Below are 16071 nucleotides of genomic sequence, written 5' to 3'. Positions count from 1 at the left end.
CATGAACAAGTACGACATTCCCGAGCAGTGGCACGGCCAGGCGTCCACCCCGATCGCCCCCGCCGACGCCTACAACGGATACATCGCCGCGAACGTGGTCTTCGCCCTGGACCGCCTCGGCCTGATGGAGCGGATCGGCAGGGGCGACAGGCTCTACACCGAGGACTACGCGGGCAACGGGCGGGCGGTGGCCCTCCTGCGCGCCGCGACCTGCTGCGGCTACCTCAAGGCCGACGACGACGTCTACATCCCCACCGAAGCCGGCCAGGAGATCGCCCGCTCGCGCGGCTACTTCACCTGGGCGGTCGGCGGCTACAACGAGGTGTTCGCCAACGCCGGGCAGCTCACCGGGGGCTTACGCCACTACGACCCCAGCGACATCCACCGCGAGGAGTCGATGGTCGCTCTCGGCTCCGCCCAGTGCGACCAGGCCATGTTCGCCGCGCTGCTGGACGAGGTGCTCGACGACGTCGAGTTCGGCACCATCGCCGACCTCGGCAGCGGCAACAGCGCCCGGGTCAGCCGGGTCGTGGCCCAGCGGCCCGGAACCCGCGGCATGGGCATCGACATCAGCGAGCCCGCGACCCTCATGGCCAGGCGCGACATCGCCGCCGCCGGCCTGCAGAACCGGGTCCAGGCCGTCCAGGCCGACGTGCTCGACGTCCTCGACAGGCAGCGGCAGCTGGAGATCACCGGCGAGGTGGACACGGTGATGAGCTTCTTCCTCCTGCACGACCTGCTCGCCGACCCGAAGACCCGCGCCGACATCATGCCGCGGATGCGGGAGGCCTTCCCCAACGCGCGCAGATTCATCCTGGGCGACACCATGCTCCGCGACCGGATCGACCACGAGAGCATGCAGCCGATCTTCTCGGTCGGGTTCGAGCTGGCCCACGCCATGATGGGCATCCCCCTGCACACCAGGTCCACCTACGACCGGCTCTTCACCGACGCGGGCCTGCGCATCGCCAGGGTCGAGCCGTTCGCCACCCCGCACTCCTGGCTCTACGTCCTCGACGTGGTGTGATGATGAAGCACCTTCTGGCACAGAACGAGAACCCCTTCGGGCCGCTGCCCTCCGTCCGCGCCGCCCTGGTCCGGGCGATCGACGGCCTCAACCGCTACCCCGAGTTCCGGCCCGCCTCGCTGACCCGGACGATCGCCGCCTGGCAGGGTGTCCAGGACTCCGAGGTGATCGTGGGCACCGGCTCCGCGGGCGTCGCGCACGACCTGTTCCGCGGTCTGCTGCGCCCCGGCGACGCGGTCCTGCACAGCGACCCCTGCTTCGACGTCTACCCCATGCTCTGCGCGATGGCCCAGGCCGAGTCGGTCGCCGTGCCCCTCGGCGCCGACGCCCGGCACGACCTGGCCGCCATGGCCGGGAGGATCGACGAACGGACCCGGCTGATCGTCCTGTGCAACCCGCACAACCCCACCGGGACGGTCTACACCTGGGACGAGCTGACCGCCTTCTTCGCCCTGGTCCCGCCCTCGGCGGTGATCCTGCTGGACGAGGCGTACGTGGACTTCGCCCCCGACCTGGGGGCGCCCGAGGTGGCCGGCCGCCTGGCCGACTGGCCCAACCTCGTGGTCCTGCGCACCTTCTCCAAGTCACACGGCCTGGCCGCGCTGCGGATCGGCTACGCGCTGGCCAACGCCGAGATCGTCGAGCGGGTCACCCCTCACCAGGTCCCCTACACCCCCGGACAGCTCCAGCTCGCCGCCGTCCAGGCCGCGATCGCCGCCGACGACGAGGTACGGCAGCGCATCCGGCTGATCTCCTACCAGCGTGACCGGCTGCGCGGGAAGCTGGTCGAACTCGGCTGGTCGGTCACCCCGAGCAGGACGAACTTCCTGTGGATCACGGCGGGCGACCCCGCCCGGCTCGACCTCGCGCGAGCCGCCCTCGAACGGCACGGCGTGGCCGCCCGGACCTATCCGGGACGGGCCATCCGGCTGGCCGTCGGCGACCAGGTGGCGAACGACGCGGTGATCACCGCACTGTCCACCCTCAAGAACGAGAGCACCATGCCTGTTGACGTCACCCTGGACCACATCGAACTCTACGTCGAGGACATCGCCTCGCAGATCGACCGGCTCACCACGGGCTACGGCTTCGACCTGCTGATCCCGCCGAGCCGCCGCGCCGGCTACGAGGAACAGCTGTCGGCGCTGCTCGGCCAGGGCGGCATCCGCATCCTGCTCACCCAGCCGTTGTGCGCCGAGCACCCGGCCGCGGGCTACCTGAGACGGCACGGGGACGGCGTGGCCGACATCGTGCTGCGGGCCTCCGACGCGGGCGCCGTCTACACCGAGCTGATCGAACGCGGCGCGGACGGCCTGTCCCGGCCCGCCGGACGCGCCGGATGCGTCGTCGCCACGGTCTCCGCCTTCGGCGACGTCGCGCACACCCTCCTCGAACGCGCCCCCGGCGTCCCCGCCGACCGGATTCCCGGGCTACCCGACCCACGGTCACCGGGCGAGGGAGGGGTCGGGCTGCGGACCATCGACCACTTCGCGATCTGCCTGCCGCTGGGCGAACTGGACAAGACAGTCCGCCGCTACAACGAGGTCTTCGGCTTCTCCACCATCTTCTCCGAGCGGATCGAGATCGGTGCGCTGGGCATGGACTCGACGGTCGTGCAGAACGCCGACCGGACCGTCACCTTCACCCTGATCGAGCCGCTCTCGGTGAACTCCGGCGGCCAGATCGTCACCTTCCTCGCCGACCACGGCGGCGCCGGGGTGCAGCACGTCGCCTTCGACTCGCACGACATCGTCGAGACCGTCGGCACGATGGCCCGGCGGGGCGTGCCCTTCCTGCGCGCCCCCGAGGTCTACTTCGACCGGCTGCTCGACCGGCTCACCCCGATGCGCCACTCGGTGCAGCAACTCCAGGACCTGCACCTGCTGGCCGACCAGGACCATGACGGCCAGCTCTACCAGATCTTCACCCGCTCCGAGCACCCACGCGGCACCCTGTTCTTCGAGGTGATCGAACGGGCCCGCGCCAGGACCTTCGGCAGCAACAACGTGCGCGCCCTGTACGAGGCGGTCGAACTGCAGAACAGCGCCAGGGAGAGCACGGGGAGCCTGGGGAGCCCAGGGAGCGCGGAATGACCCGGCTCGCCGTGACGGACTTCGCGGCCGAGGCGAGAGCCGTACTGGACACCTCGGTCTGGGACTGGCTCGACGGGGGCGCCGAACGCGAGTGGACGGTCGCGGGCAACAGGGCGGCACTCGACCGCGTCGCCCTGGTCCCCCGCGTCCTGGCCGACGTCTCCGGCTGCGACACCAAGACGACGCTCGTCGACAGCGGGGCGAGCCTGCCGGTGGCGATCGCGCCGGTGGCCTACCACCGGCTCTTCCACCCCGAGGGGGAACTGGCCACCGCGCGGGCCGCCGCCGCGGCGGGCGTGCCCTTCACCGTCGGCACGCTGAGCAGCGTCGGCCTTGAGGAACTCGCCGAGACCGGCGCGGTCCTGTGGTTCCAGCTGTACTGGCTGCGCGACCGGGGCCGCCTCCTCGACCTGGTACGGCGGGCCGAGGAGGCGGGCGTCGAGGCGCTGGTCGTCACGGTCGACGTGCCCTTCATGGGGCGGCGGCTGCGGGACGCGGCCAACGGCATGACCCTGCCGCCGACGGTCCGCGCCGCGTTGCTGGACGAGGGCTCCTCGGGCCGCGCTCACCGGTCGGCCCGGGGCTCCTCCGCCATCGCCTCGCACACCGCCGAGATCTTCTCCCCCGCCGTCACCTGGCACGACATCGCCTGGCTGCGCGGCCAGACCCGGATTCCCCTGCTGCTCAAGGGGGTGCTCGACCCCGAGGACGCCGTGCGCGCGGCGGCGGAGGGGGCGCGCGGCGTGGTCGTCTCCAACCACGGCGGCCGCCAGCTCGACCAGGCCGTCCCCGCGGCCATGGCGCTGCCCGCCGTGGCCGAGGCGGTCGCGGGGCTGCCGGACTCACGCTTCCAGGTGCTGGTCGACAGCGGCATCCGCAGCGGCTCCGACATCCTGTCGGCCCTCGCGCTCGGCGCCTCCGGCGTCCTGCTCGGCCGGCCGGTGATCTGGGGTCTGGCGGCCGGAGGCGAGAGCGGCTGCGCGCGGGTGCTCTCCCTCCTCGAAACCGAACTGCGCAACGCCCTGGGGCTCGCGGGCTGCCCGGACCTGCGGTCCGCGACGCGCCTGCGGGTCGCCCGCATGCCCTACTTCCCGGGAAAGACGCCATGACCGTACGGACTCCACTCCGAGACGACCTGAGCCTGGACGACCTGCACGGCTCGCTGACCGACCCGGCCATGAGCTCGATGAACCTGCTCAACGAGATATCGATGCGTTACCCGGCGGCGATCTCCTTCGCCGCCGGGCGACCGGCCGAGGACTTCTTCGACGTCGCCGACGTCCACGAGTACCTGGAGGTCTTCCACGACCACCTGCGCACCGAGCGGGGCCTGACCGAGCGGGAGGCCCGGAGCCTGCTGCTCCAGTACGGCAGGACCAAGGGAATCATCCACGACCTGGTCCGTGAACACCTGCGGGTCGACGAGGACGTCCACGTCCCCGCCGAGTCGATCGTGGTGACCGTCGGCTGCCAGGAGGCGATGTTCCTGGTGCTGCGGGCGCTCGCCACGACGCCGCGGGACGTGCTGCTGGCCGTCTCCCCCACCTACGTCGGCCTGACCGGCGCCGCCCTGCTGGCCGGGTTGCCGGTCTGGCCGGTGCGCGGCGGGGAGGAGGGGCTGGACCTGGCCGACCTGCGCGCCCAGATCGACCGCGCCAGAGCCCGGGGGCTGCGACCCCGCGCCCTCTACCTGGTGCCGGACGCGGCCAACCCCACCGGGGTCAGCCTGCCCCCTCACGTGCGTCAGGAGGTGCTGAACCTGGCGTCGGCCGAGGACATCCTCCTGCTTGAGGACAACCCCTACGGCTTCTTCGGCGGGGGCGAGCCGCTGCCGACCCTCAAGGCCATGGACACCGAGCGAAGGGTCGTCTACCTGGGATCCTTCGCCAAGACCGCGCTGCCGGGCGCCAGGATCGGCTACGTCGTGGCCGACCAGCGGATCTCCGACGGGTCGCTCCTGGCCGACCGGCTGGCGATGATCAAGAGCATGACGACGGTGAACACCTCGCCGATCGCCCAGGCCGTCATCGGCGGCGCCCTGCTCAAGCACGGCTGCAGCCTCCGCGCGGCCAACCGCAGGCAGATCGACCTCTACCGCAGGAACCTGCGGCTCGTCCTCGACGGGCTGGCCGAACGCTTCCCGCCCGGACGCGGGGTCACCTGGACCACCCCGTCCGGTGGCTTCTTCCTCGTGGTGACCGTCCCCTTCCCGGTCGACGACGAACTGCTCGAACACTCGGCGAGCCACCACGGCGTCATCTGGACGCCGATGTCGCACTTCTGCCCGGACGGCGGTGGGGAACGGCAGCTCAGGCTCTCCCTCAGCCAGGTCACCCCGGAGACGGTCGGTCAGGGCCTGGACCGGCTGTCCGCCCTGATCGAGGAACGGCTGCGCTGAGCGGGACCTCCAGCGTGCGGGGTCCCCGCTCTTCCGCCCACGGCCTCCGGGACGCGGTGACCGTCAGCCCGGTGGAGGATGATGCAGGGATGCTGATCCGTATTGAGGCGTCCGAGTTGCCGGGACGGGAGTGCGAGCGGGCACCGGGTTTCCCCGGCTACCGGAACATTCACGTGGGAGTGCAACGAAGGGAGCACCCCGGCGAGTTGCTCGACCCGCGTCCGGCGGACGTTCCCTCTGCGGTCTGGGAGCTGGAGGCGACCACGAGCCGCAGGGAGACCGGGCGGGACCTGCGGGGCCCGTATGTGCAGGGCAGGCCGGGCGGCCGGTTCGTGTACCTGTCGTGGGGGGCGGTCGACGACGCCGGGGTGTTCTCCATGTTCCGCCGCGCGAAGCTCATGCTGGACGGAGTTCCCGCGGCCGTGCTGGACACCGCGGTGGAAGGCGGGCTGCTGATGGCGCGGCTGGGGCTGACGGACTCCCACGGTCACCCGTTGTGCGCGGCCGTCCGCCCGCCGCTGGTGGAGTGGTCGGCCCCCGCTCGCTGAAACCCGCCGCCGGCGGGACAGGCGCCGAGGGGACGGCGGTTCAGTAGCCGATGGTGAAGCGCCGCTGGACGAATCGAGGCAGTTCCGCCTCGTCGACGAGGGCGACGGCGGCGTCCTCCGAGGAGATGCGGCTGCGTCCGTCCGCGTCGAGGACCGGCTGGTCGCCGCCGATCCTGAATCGGCCGGTGCGCGGGCCGGGGGCGATCTCCTCTGCCGGGCTGAAGTAGGTCCACAGCCGGTTGGAGGTGCGCAGGACGTTCAGGGCGTCCCGGTGCCCGCGCACGGCGGCCGCGTACTCTCTGGGCAATCCCAGCTGGTCGAGGCTCCGGTGCAGGAGTTCGTCGGAGTCCGCCCGGGTGAGGCCGGGCTCGATTTCCAGGCTGCCCGCGCCGCCGATCACGATCAGCCGGGTCCGGGGGTGGCTCTCCAGCGCCTTGAGCAGCGCCCGGGCGGCGCCGGCGTAGACCGTGGGGTCGGCGATCGAACGCGACACGGTGTCGTCGAAGTCTCGGGCGGCGTTGCCGGGCTGGTATCCGCTGATCAGGACATCCATTCCGGGCAGGACCGCGGCGATGCTTTCGGCGTCGAGGACGTCAACGGTCTTCCAGACGATGTTCTCCCGGTTCTTCCGCTCTTCGCCGATCCGGGTGGCGTCGCGGGTGAGCGCCGTGACGTGATGCCCTCGCAGGAGGGCTTCGGTGACGACACGGCTTCCGATGCCGCCGGTGGCTCCGATGATTCCGATGCGCATGGGTCTCCCCGTTCACTGAGTGGTGTGAAGGAACTATACGGCGTGAAGTTTCCGTACGCCAGTCATCCAAGTGACGCTGTAGAGTGATCGCTGTGGGAAGCATGGGAGGACGACGCGAACGGCTGCGGGCCGAGACCACAGCGGAGATCAAGCAGGTCGCGCTCAAGCTGATGGCCACGGGCGGACCCGACGCGATCACCCTGCGGGCCATCGCCCGCGAGATGGGCATGACCGCCAACGCGATCTACGGCTACTTCGCCACCCGTGACGACCTGGTCACCACACTGATCAACGAGGTGTACACCGCACTGGCCGACGCCGTGGACTCCGCATGGGCCGAAGCCGCCGCCGCTCATCCGGCCGGTCGGATCCAGACATGGGCGCGGGCCTTCCGGGACTGGGCCCTGGCCAACCCCGAGGGATTCCGCCTCATCTACGGCGACCCCGTGCCCGGTTACCAGGCACCCGAGGGCGGTGCCGCCCCGGACGCCGCACACCGGGTCTGCACCGGCATCGCCGCCCTCGCCGACGCCGCCTGGCCGTACGCCGAATCTCTTTACGCGCACAGCGACTTCCAGTGGTCCGACTTCGACGACGGGCTGCTCGGCAAGGTTCGTCCGGCGTTTCCCGACCTGCCACCGGCCGGTGTGGCACTCGCACTGCGCATCTGGGGCCATCTGCACGGCCTGGTGTCACTGGAGATCTACGGACACCTGCACACCCAGACGATCAACCCCGACAAGCTCTTCCAAGAAGAACTGACCCAGCTCGTCCGATCACTGGGCGTTGCGCCCGAGACATGACAGCGACCGCGGGCCTGCCCCGGGCCCAAGCACGTCCGCGTCGCGACGTGGTCTTCTCGTCGCCCGCCCCTGAAGCCCGTAGACGGACAAGGCACGAGGGCTTGGCCGCCGCCCAGAGGGATGTCGGCATCAGGGGCCGGAAAGCCGAGCCGACGTCGACCGATGAGGACCGCACCTGTGAGCGCCGCCGGATCACTCACCCAGCGTCGACGCGGGAACAAGGAACCGCCGAGTACGGCCTACGGCGGCCGGTACAGGCGAGCCGAGGCGGCGGGTCGCCGAGGGCGGGCCAGGACAAGCCCGGGTTCGCGGTGATCGTGCGATGGGAACCACCGGGTCACCGGCCCCCGGCGTGGTTGATCGAACCGGAAGCCGATGGGTGACGTCAAGGCAGCGGGTATACGAGGGCGTCCCCTCCGCCCTCGGGGCCTCCGCTGATCAGGGCGACCCCGGTGGAGCCCTCGTAGACCGAGCCGCCGCTGTCTCCTTCGGCCGCCTGAACGGTGGTGAGGGCCAGGCCGTAGACCGGCCCGTCACCGTAGTTGGTGGTGACGTCAAGGCTGACGACCGTGCCGCAGGTGGTGCCGGTCGTGGCGCCGGTCTTGCACAGCTCCTGGTTGATCGACGGCCTGCCGAACCGGGTGATCGGCTGGATGCTCCCGTCGGCCTGACGGACAGCCGAGGGAAGCTGCCAGCCGGTGGTGGGGGTGATGTAGGAGATGTCGCCGCCCGGATAGTGGAAATCGGTGATCCTACCCAGGAGCTGGCCGGCCAGACCCCAGGTGATCCCGGCCCTGCGGCAGTGTCCTGCGGTGAGGACGGCCGGCTGCCCGTTCCTGGTGACGTTGAAGCCGGTCGTGCAGTAGACGCCGCTCTGGGTCACGATCTGCTGGCCCCCGTAGACGGTCTCGGCCAGGGCGGCGGAGCCGGTCATCGGCGGACGGAGCGGTGCCGTCGCGGTGGAGACATAGGGCCTGACGGGCTCATCCACGGTGAACGTGCTGGTGAGATCGGAGGGGCCGGCCGTCAGGAAGGATCTGGTCGTGACATCGAGGGGGCCTTTCAGTACCGCGATGCGGACCTTGCCTTCGGCGGCGTTGATGTACCAGTACTGCGCGTTGCCGGCTTTTCCCTGTTCGGCGAGCCGGTCGAGCTGTGCCTTCAGCTCTGTCAGTTCGGGAAGCGGGACTGTCGTCCGCGGGGTGCTCGAAGAGGCGGAGGCGGGGAGCGCGTATCCGGAGACGATCACTGTGAGGACCGTCGCGAGGGCGCGGGAGAAGAGTCGGGGGGAGCGCGATCGCACAGGGGACTCCTGTAACCAGAAGGGTTTCGTAACACACAGATATCTACCAACTACATAAAGTTACTAAACTCGGGATCTACGTTCGTCGAGCAGGCGGTCTTCCTGCGACCGCGTCCCCAGCCGTCAGGCAACCCGCTCCAACGCCCCAACAGGAAGGCGGAGCGACCGCCGGTCAACTGAGCCGAGCCGATTCGGGTCCGATCCGGCGAGCCACGAAGCGGGGCCATGTGGCCGAAATATGGCAAAGAGGAAGGTCCCCGGTCCCGCCGATCGGTGCTCACCTGAAGGTGCCCTCTCACTTGGCCATGAGGAGCCACCCATGAGAATTCGCCGCTTACTCGCGGTCCTCCTCGCGACGGCGTTGAGCACCGGCATCCTGGCCGCACTCGCGCCCGCCCCCGCGATCGCGTCCACCGGCCGCCAGGCCAGTGCGGTCACGAGCATCGTGTGGATGCCCTACTGGAACTACGAAGTCGGCGACCTCGTCTACGGCCTGACCAACCGTTCCGCTATGTACAGGTGCCTTGTCGACCACTTCTCCATGCCCGAGTGGGCACCGGAGGACACCCCCGCCCTGTGGCAGCGCATATGACCTGTCCCCTCTCCTTGGCGGACTTCTGCGGCGTCACCCACCGGGGAGAGCGAGCAGGACGGTCGACGGGCCCCCGTCGGCGCGGGTTCGAGCCGTTGGCGTAGGCGGTCCGCGCAGGGCCGCAGCGTACAGCCGGTCCCAGGACCGGACGAGATCGCGTACGGCTCGTTCGACACGAACCATGAGTGGTACCGAATGCGTACGCGCCGCCCGTCGAACACCGTGATTTCTCGACAGCGACCACCGTCAGCGCAGCCGTGACACAACCATGACACGGCGCGGACGAGGCCGGGACGCGGCCGATCGACAGTGGACGAGGTCGACGGCGAGAGAGCAGGGCCTCGAACCGCTCCTGACCTGAACCGTTCTCCGTGGGCTGGAAGCCCTGCCTGCCAGGTCGGAGGCGGTCTGCGGCACGGTGACCGTACCGGTCGACGGGTCGAAGCCGAACGGGTCGCCTGCCCAGGGGGCCCGGCCCGATGTGAGGCCATGACCCGGTGCCTGCGTCGGGCCGGGGGCGTCTCCCCCGTCAAGCAGGGCGAGATGAGCCGGCCGTGACCGTCCTTCGGGCGGAAGGCCACGGCGAAGATGATCACGAAAAGGAGAAGGCGTGACTGATGACAGGAACCGGGGTTGGCGTTCGCCGGTATGGGGCGCCGCCGGTGTCGTCATGTTGATGATGGCCTGTGCCGGGCCCGCCGCCGCCGCTCCGGCGCGGGCCGGGAACGTGCAGAGGGCGATGGAGGAACTGGCCAGGGTCCCCGGGGTCGTGGGGGCCGTCGGCGGGGCCTACGTCGATGGGAGATCCATCGGGCTGGGCAGCGCAGGCTCCCGGTTGCTGAACGGCAGGGGCGGGAGGATACCCACGAACGCCCGCTTCCGGATCGGGTCGCAGACCAAGGAGATGGTGGCCACCGTGGTGCTGCAACTGGTCGAGGAGGGCAGGCTGGGCGTGGACGACAAGCTCGGCGACCTGCTGCCGGTGGTGGCGAAGGAGAACCTGGTGGCGCGCGCCGATGAGATCACGGTACGGCAGATGCTCCGGCACACCTCCGGCATTCCCGACTGGTACGCCAAGGAGCCGAACCCGGACGGGAGCGAGGGAGACGTCTCGTTCGACGTGTTCGACTTCACGACCCCCTATCAGCCGCTCGATCTGGTGAAGTGGAGCCGCGGTCGGCCCCGTACCGGGGAACCGGGTGAGAAATACTCCTACTCCAACACCAACTACACCCTCCTCGGCATGATCATCGAGAGGCTGACCGGCCACGACCTGGCCACCGAACTGCACAGGCACCTGTTCGGCCCGCTCGGGATGACCAGGACCTACCTTCCCGTCAGGCCGCCGGAAGGCATCAAGGGGCCACACGGCCATGGCTACTACCCCGACGCCGACGGCGAACTGCGCGACGTGGACCGGTTCAACGCCGGTTTCGGCGGAGCGGCCGGAGGGGTGGTCTCCACCGCGCACGACGTGAGCGCCTTCAAAAGAGCGTTCTCCCAGGGCAAGCTACTGCCGCCGGCACTCCAGCGAGTCCTGACGGACCGGTTGCCCAACGACCCACCCCCGGGTGGGGGCGGCCCCGCCTTCTGCGACGGCGAGCTCGACGGCTTCTTCATGGGCGGGAGCACCGCCGGATACCTCGCCATGACCTTCTACACGAAAGACGGCAGCCGTCAGCTCTCGATGTCGACCACCCTGAGCGTCAAGGACATCAGCGGGCCGGCCGAAGGCATGTTCAAGGCTGTGGAGACCGTCTTCTGCCCATCCTCATCAGCGACGGCTCCGGGTCCCTCTTGAGGCTGAAAGCGAAGGCGTCCGTTTCCGGAGGTCTCTGCGCCTGATCGACCAGGAAAGACAGCAGTACTGAGTTCCGTCTTCGATCGGCGCGTCCGGGTGCTGAGCGCGGGCTGTGCGATATCGATCCGTGCGGCCGCGCGGGTGAGGTCATCTCCTGCGCCGGCACCAGGAAGTACCGCAGGCTCACCGTATCCGGCGCCATGTGCCCTTCCTGCTGATTGATAACGATCCGTTCTGGGTCTATCCCGTATTGGTCTTTCCCTCGTCTGCACATCGAGCCCTAACCTGCGCATATGACGCTTCAACTGACCGCAGCACCGGACATCGCCCTCACGCACACCGCCGATTTCGAGTCCGCTCTCACGGGTCTCGCGAAGGCCGCGGCCACCGAGCCCGGTGTGCTCGACGACGGATTCCGGCGCGACCCGACCCATCCGGGTCCTCCCCGATGTCGTGACCTTCGTCGGCGACCTCCCGCTGCGGCCGGCCACCGACTCCCACGCGCTTCTCGAAACCACCTCCGTCCTCACCCAGATTCCGATGCTCCGCACCCAGCGAGGCCGGCGGCAGTTCTCAGCGGGAGCTTCCAGGTCACCCGGAGCGTTCTGGACGGAGGTCGTCATGCATAAGTTGGTGGTCCTGTATTCCAAGCCCGCCGACCCTGACCACTTCCGCGACTACTACGTGACCAACCACCTTCCGCTGGTCATGGATTGGCCCGGCCTGCTTGCGTGGCGCTACAGCTTCGACGTGGCGGCCACGGGAGAAGCGCCGTATTTCGCGGTCTTCGAAGGCGACTTCGCTGACGCCGCCGCCATGACTGCGGCGCGGGAGTCGCCGCAAGGCCGGCGACTGGCCGCCGATGTCGCCAACTACGCCACCGGCGGTGCGGTCATCATCCACTATCCGGTGCAGGACGGCACCGGCTGAGGCAGGACGGTACGCTCCGGTGCGCGTTCGGTCGGCCGTCGCGGCCGGGTCGGGCTGTCGGTGCGACGCCGTTCGCGGTTGCCGGTTCGTTGAGCGTCAAAGGGGGGGCCGATGTCCTGGCCGGATGTCACGGTGGTCGATGCGTGCGTGCGGCGTGACGGCCGGGGCGGCAGCCCCACGGCCGTCACCGACGACGACCCGGCGGCGACGGACGCGGACCGGCGTGCGGTCGCTGCTGCGGCCGGCACCTCGCACGCGGCGTTCCTCGGCCCGGAGCGGACGCCGGACGGTGGCCGGCCGGTCCGGTTCTTCACCGCCACCGCCGAACTGTCCGGCTGCGGCCACGGCACCGTTGCCGCGCAGGCCGTCCGGTTGACTCGCACCGCGCTGGGCGAGCTGAACGACCGCCAACACACCGGCGGGCGCACGTTCGACACCGTGGCGATCCGCCGCCCCGTCGGCATCGAGGTGTGGTTCGACCAGGGCCTCGTCGCGCTGCGTCACCCGGCGCCGGACGAGAGCGCCGCGATCGTCGCCGCGCTCGGGCTCACCGCGGACGACGCGCATCCGACCGACGCGCCACGGATCGCCGCGCCCGGCGCACCACGCATGCTGGTACCGGTCCACGACCGGTCGGCGCTGCTCCGGGTCCACCCACACCTCGGCAGGCTGACAGCGGCGTGTCGGCGGTACGGGCTTCTCGGCTGTTTCGTGTACGTACCGCCGGTGGGCGACCGACCGGGTGCGGCACGGATGTTCGCGCCGGCGATCGGCGTCGACGAGGACGTCGCCAACGCCAACAGCACCGGCTGCCTGGCCGCCCACCTGCTCGACACGACAGGGGCGCAGACGGTCACGATCGAGGTGGAGCAGGGCGACGCCCTCGGCCGACCGGCCAGCGTGCTCGCTTCGGCCCGACGCGGACCGGCGGGCATCACGACCCGGGTCGGTGGGTTAGCGGTGGTCCGCGACGGACACCGAGGCGACGACTAGACCGTCCTCTTCTGCGATCCGCGCATGGGGCTTTCGCGATGGCACTCATCGGCCTGGTCCGTGTCAGCACCGACAAGCAGAAGACCAGCTTCGGGAGGAGGACGCCCACAAGGTCAGCCAAGGCGCGGGCCGGAAGCTTCTTTCGTCTCCCTACCTACCTTTTGGCGTTCGACCCCGACCCCTGCCGCTTGTCGGCCTGGGAAACCCCGAAACGCTGGGCCTCCCGGTCTGATCGATGCCCTGCGGCACGCCCGTTGCGTCCGCTCCATGACCTGCGGCGCGTCGGTCGCGTCCGTAGAGGTCGCCGGTCCCAAGGCAACAGGACAACGGCTGAGCGGGCTTCGAACCCCCGGGTCATGTCATGTCGCGCCGATCGCGCAGGATTTCGACGCCGTCGCCGTTAAGTTCATCGCAGAACACCGAGCGTCCGGTCGTGGCCATCACCAGCGCCAGGGTGGTGCCGGACACCAGCGGGCCGGAGCCCGTGGTGAAAGGGCCGTCGGTGGCGACGAGCCGCAGGCCGGCGATCCGTCTCTTGGCGGCGACGACCAGGTCCGAGCTCCGGTAGTAGTCGGCCACCCGGGTGAGGGTCTCGATCGGGTAGTCATGGCGAATGCCCAGCGGCCGCCGGATGTCCTCGGCGTGCACGATCGTCTCACCCAGCATCGCGATGACCGGGAGAGGCGGCTTGGTGGTGCTCGTGATGACGCGGCGGAACCTGTCATGCGTCTCGGCCGCGGTCGCGCCCAACTGCTCGGCCAGCCGCATGGCGACCTGCTTGTCGAAGTCGAACCGGTAGCGGATCACCCCCGTCAGCCACCGCACACCATTGAGGCTCGCCCCTGCGGTGAGGTGCGCCAGCACCTCCCGCACCGTCAATCCGGCGCACAACGACGGCGTCGTCCACTGCTCGTCGACCAAGTCCACCAGGTCGCCCGCCAGAGCCGCTCGCTCGGCATGCACCAGCGGCCAGAGGTCGGCCACGTGACCGCCCCGTGCTTTGGGTGCCGGATCGGTCATGTCAGACGGCCTTTTCTCGTCAGTCACAGGAGCCCTCGCGTCAGGTTGGTTAGGACGGTCGAAGGTGAAGACTTCCGCCAGGGGACGAAATCGTCGCTCATGAGCGACAATTTCGGCCAGCTTGCCGATTCAGGCCCTTCTGGATCTGTCCCCAGCGGGATCCCAACGCCCGCGATCCCGCCTCTGATCCGAGGGGCGTCGATGACGGAACCGTGACAGCGGCAGACCGGGACGAACCCACTGCCCAACAGACGGCCGCCGAGCAGATCCGGCCACCCTACTTGCCTGACGTGGCTACCGACCTTCAAGCGGCTGACCAGATAGTTCATTCAGCTACGACCGGACGACGCCTCGGGAACCCTTGAGGAGTTCGGCCGGGCGCGGTTCGACGCCTGCCTTGACCACCTCGTCGCCACCGTCCCCGGGGCGGTCGGTTAGGGGTCGAGGAACCTCCGTGCCGGAGCGTGCGCCAAGCGTTCCGAGTCTTCCTGGGGGTTTGACCAGGGGTGAATAGTCCGCTGAATTCTTCGCGGGTCGCGTTTGCCGGCCTTCGGAGGATGTCGTGGCAGTGGGGTTCCTGACCGATGACCAGGCTGCCGGGCACTGGGGAGCTCGGAACGAGAAGTCACGCCCAGGGGTTCGATCCGACGTTCTGGGACCTGCGCTCAATCCGGCGAGCCGTTCAGACGAGCGCAGACCGTGACTGATCGGTACCGGAGAAGGCTCATTGTCAGACTGCCGGCGCGTCCTCGGTGATCCGGTGGACCCCATGTGGGATGAGGAAGTCGAGGAACGAGTTCGGGTGGTAGGCCTGGGCGGGTGCGAGTACTCCCGGCTTGGCGGGGTCGGCGATGAGACGGCGGGCGCTTTCGACGGCGATCACCGCGGTCGTGCCGTAGGTGTCGGGGCCCTGGACGATGCCGCGGGCACGGCGGCCGTCGGTACCGGTGGCGTCGAGCACGTAGGTGAAGCGCTGGGTGCGGCGGCGGTCCTCATCGGGTCCTTCTGGCAGGCTTTCGATGAGCTCCGGTGTGAGCGGGGTGTTCAGCTGGTCGCCCAACGCCGCCTCCGTCAGGCCCTGGACATGCCGGAGGCGGACGTGACGGGGAATGGTCACCACCTCCGGCACCGGGAAGGCCGTCACCGGGGTTGCGTCCGACTGTCCAGGCAGCCTGATCGTGGTGTGGCGGGCGGGTATGCCGAGGCGCCAGTCGCCGTCGTCGTAGGTCATGCCTCCCGTTTTGATGGCGTCGATCGTTTCGACCAGTGAGCGCAGCGAGCCGCGCGACATGCCGCCGCCCCCGACGATCACGTGGGTGGTGATGATCTCTTCGACCGACTCAAGATGGTCGGCCAGGATGTGGGCCATGAGGTCTACCGGGACGCAGCCGTCGTTGGCGGCGGGCACGACGGTGACCCCGGCGTTCTCCGCTTCCGTGGTGAAGGTGTCGAAGATCTTCTTGATGTAGAGCTGCTCACCTGAGGTGTCGACGTAGTGGCAGCCGGTGGTGATCGCGGCGCGGACCACGGCTTCACCTGAGGAGGTGAAGGGTCCGGCGCAGTTGATGACGCCGTCGCAGCCGCGGAACGCGCGCACCAGCGCCTCATGGTCACCGGTGTCGGCCACGCGTTGTTCCGCGTCGGGGAGACCGACCGTCGAGGCGGCCTCCCCCAGACGTGCGAGATCACGTCCGGCCAGGACCATCTCGATGTCGCGGCGTGCCAGTTCGGTGAGCACGAGCTTTCCCTGGTATCCATTCGCGCCATAAACGGCGATCTTCATGTCGTCTCCTCACGATGGAGCTGCGCGGT

Annotated in this window: 14 protein-coding genes; 10 read left to right on the top strand and 4 right to left on the bottom strand. The window is 69.6% G+C overall.

Features of this window, described 5'->3' with window-relative positions:
- Position 1: 1 nt before the first annotated feature.
- The 5 genes from ABZ470_RS21545 (at position 2) to ABZ470_RS21525 (ending at position 6066) form a co-directional block, all read left to right on the top strand.
- A complete protein-coding gene (locus ABZ470_RS21545) occupies positions 2 to 1027 on the top strand; it encodes a hypothetical protein (RefSeq protein WP_362913246.1) in 1026 nt (341 codons plus the stop codon).
- Complete coding sequence (hppD, locus tag ABZ470_RS21540) at positions 1027 to 3120, top strand: 4-hydroxyphenylpyruvate dioxygenase (RefSeq protein WP_362913244.1); 2094 nt, start codon at positions 1027 to 1029, stop codon at positions 3118 to 3120. Before ABZ470_RS21545 ends, hppD begins: the two co-directional genes overlap by 1 nt.
- Entirely contained in the window at positions 3117 to 4229 is a 1113-nt protein-coding gene (locus ABZ470_RS21535) for an alpha-hydroxy acid oxidase (protein ID WP_362913242.1), read from the top strand. The genes hppD and ABZ470_RS21535 overlap by 4 nt, the downstream gene beginning before the upstream one ends.
- Entirely contained in the window at positions 4226 to 5518 is a 1293-nt protein-coding gene (locus ABZ470_RS21530; RefSeq protein WP_362913240.1) for a PLP-dependent aminotransferase family protein, read from the top strand. Before ABZ470_RS21535 ends, ABZ470_RS21530 begins: the two co-directional genes overlap by 4 nt.
- An 89-nt stretch (positions 5519 to 5607) precedes the next feature.
- Positions 5608 to 6066 (top strand): DUF5990 family protein, encoded by a 459-nt coding sequence (locus ABZ470_RS21525; protein ID WP_362913238.1) that lies wholly within the window; start codon positions 5608 to 5610, stop codon positions 6064 to 6066.
- 40 nt (positions 6067 to 6106) lie between these two features.
- On the opposite strand, the gene ABZ470_RS21520 is transcribed toward ABZ470_RS21525, so the two are convergent.
- A complete protein-coding gene (locus ABZ470_RS21520) occupies positions 6107 to 6817 on the bottom strand; it encodes an NAD(P)H-binding protein (protein WP_362913236.1) in 711 nt (236 codons plus the stop codon).
- Positions 6818 to 6918: 101 nt separating this feature from the next.
- Between ABZ470_RS21520 and ABZ470_RS21515 the strand changes: the two genes are divergently transcribed.
- Entirely contained in the window at positions 6919 to 7620 is a 702-nt protein-coding gene (locus tag ABZ470_RS21515) for a TetR/AcrR family transcriptional regulator (RefSeq protein WP_352012428.1), read from the top strand.
- A gap of 385 nt (positions 7621 to 8005) precedes the next feature.
- Here the strand turns inward: ABZ470_RS21515 and ABZ470_RS21510 are convergent, their stop codons facing one another.
- Positions 8006 to 8923 (bottom strand): S1 family peptidase, encoded by a 918-nt coding sequence (locus tag ABZ470_RS21510; RefSeq protein WP_362913234.1) that lies wholly within the window; start codon positions 8921 to 8923, stop codon positions 8006 to 8008.
- Positions 8924 to 9242: 319 nt separating this feature from the next.
- On the opposite strand from ABZ470_RS21510, the gene ABZ470_RS21505 reads away from it, so the two are divergent.
- The 4 genes from ABZ470_RS21505 (at position 9243) to ABZ470_RS21490 (ending at position 13239) form a co-directional block, all read left to right on the top strand.
- Positions 9243 to 9515, top strand: coding sequence for a carbohydrate-binding protein (locus ABZ470_RS21505; RefSeq protein ID WP_352012412.1), 273 nt, complete (start codon positions 9243 to 9245; stop codon positions 9513 to 9515).
- 610 nt (positions 9516 to 10125) lie between these two features.
- Entirely contained in the window at positions 10126 to 11316 is a 1191-nt protein-coding gene (locus ABZ470_RS21500; RefSeq protein ID WP_362913232.1) for a serine hydrolase domain-containing protein, read from the top strand.
- A gap of 621 nt (positions 11317 to 11937) precedes the next feature.
- The gene (locus ABZ470_RS21495; RefSeq protein WP_362913230.1) at positions 11938 to 12246 is read left to right on the top strand and encodes an EthD family reductase; all 309 of its coding nucleotides are present in this window, start codon (positions 11938 to 11940) and stop codon (positions 12244 to 12246) included.
- Positions 12247 to 12357: 111 nt separating this feature from the next.
- The gene (locus ABZ470_RS21490) at positions 12358 to 13239 is read left to right on the top strand and encodes a PhzF family phenazine biosynthesis isomerase (RefSeq protein WP_362913228.1); all 882 of its coding nucleotides are present in this window, start codon (positions 12358 to 12360) and stop codon (positions 13237 to 13239) included.
- 354 nt (positions 13240 to 13593) lie between these two features.
- On the opposite strand, the gene ABZ470_RS21485 is transcribed toward ABZ470_RS21490, so the two are convergent.
- Together ABZ470_RS21485 and ABZ470_RS21480 are read right to left on the bottom strand one after the other, a co-directional pair.
- A complete protein-coding gene (locus ABZ470_RS21485; RefSeq protein WP_362913226.1) occupies positions 13594 to 14259 on the bottom strand; it encodes a maleylpyruvate isomerase family mycothiol-dependent enzyme in 666 nt (221 codons plus the stop codon).
- Positions 14260 to 14989: 730 nt separating this feature from the next.
- Positions 14990 to 16042, bottom strand: a complete 1053-nt coding sequence (locus ABZ470_RS21480) for a saccharopine dehydrogenase NADP-binding domain-containing protein (RefSeq protein ID WP_352012406.1) — start codon at positions 16040 to 16042, stop codon at positions 14990 to 14992.
- Between the last annotated feature and the right edge of the window lie 29 nt (positions 16043 to 16071).

It is taken from the genome of Streptosporangium sp. NPDC020072, assembly GCF_040631445.1.
In the GTDB taxonomy this organism is placed as follows: Bacteria; Actinomycetota; Actinomycetes; order Streptosporangiales; family Streptosporangiaceae; genus Streptosporangium.
This window is presented reverse-complemented; position numbering and strand designations above follow the sequence as displayed.

Coding starts and splice junctions, on each gene's coding strand:
- ABZ470_RS21515 (WP_352012428.1), top strand. CDS start 6,919: ATGGGAGGACGACGCGAACGGCTGCGGGCCGAGACCACAGCGGAGATC.
- ABZ470_RS21490 (WP_362913228.1), top strand. CDS start 12,358: ATGTCCTGGCCGGATGTCACGGTGGTCGATGCGTGCGTGCGGCGTGAC.
- hppD (WP_362913244.1), top strand. CDS start 1,027: ATGATGAAGCACCTTCTGGCACAGAACGAGAACCCCTTCGGGCCGCTG.
- ABZ470_RS21535 (WP_362913242.1), top strand. CDS start 3,117: ATGACCCGGCTCGCCGTGACGGACTTCGCGGCCGAGGCGAGAGCCGTA.
- ABZ470_RS21525 (WP_362913238.1), top strand. CDS start 5,608: ATGCTGATCCGTATTGAGGCGTCCGAGTTGCCGGGACGGGAGTGCGAG.
- ABZ470_RS21505 (WP_352012412.1), top strand. CDS start 9,243: ATGAGAATTCGCCGCTTACTCGCGGTCCTCCTCGCGACGGCGTTGAGC.
- ABZ470_RS21485 (WP_362913226.1), bottom strand. CDS start 14,259: ATGACCGATCCGGCACCCAAAGCACGGGGCGGTCACGTGGCCGACCTC.
- ABZ470_RS21480 (WP_352012406.1), bottom strand. CDS start 16,042: ATGAAGATCGCCGTTTATGGCGCGAATGGATACCAGGGAAAGCTCGTG.
- ABZ470_RS21520 (WP_362913236.1), bottom strand. CDS start 6,817: ATGCGCATCGGAATCATCGGAGCCACCGGCGGCATCGGAAGCCGTGTC.
- ABZ470_RS21495 (WP_362913230.1), top strand. CDS start 11,938: ATGCATAAGTTGGTGGTCCTGTATTCCAAGCCCGCCGACCCTGACCAC.
- ABZ470_RS21545 (WP_362913246.1), top strand. CDS start 2: ATGAACAAGTACGACATTCCCGAGCAGTGGCACGGCCAGGCGTCCACC.
- ABZ470_RS21530 (WP_362913240.1), top strand. CDS start 4,226: ATGACCGTACGGACTCCACTCCGAGACGACCTGAGCCTGGACGACCTG.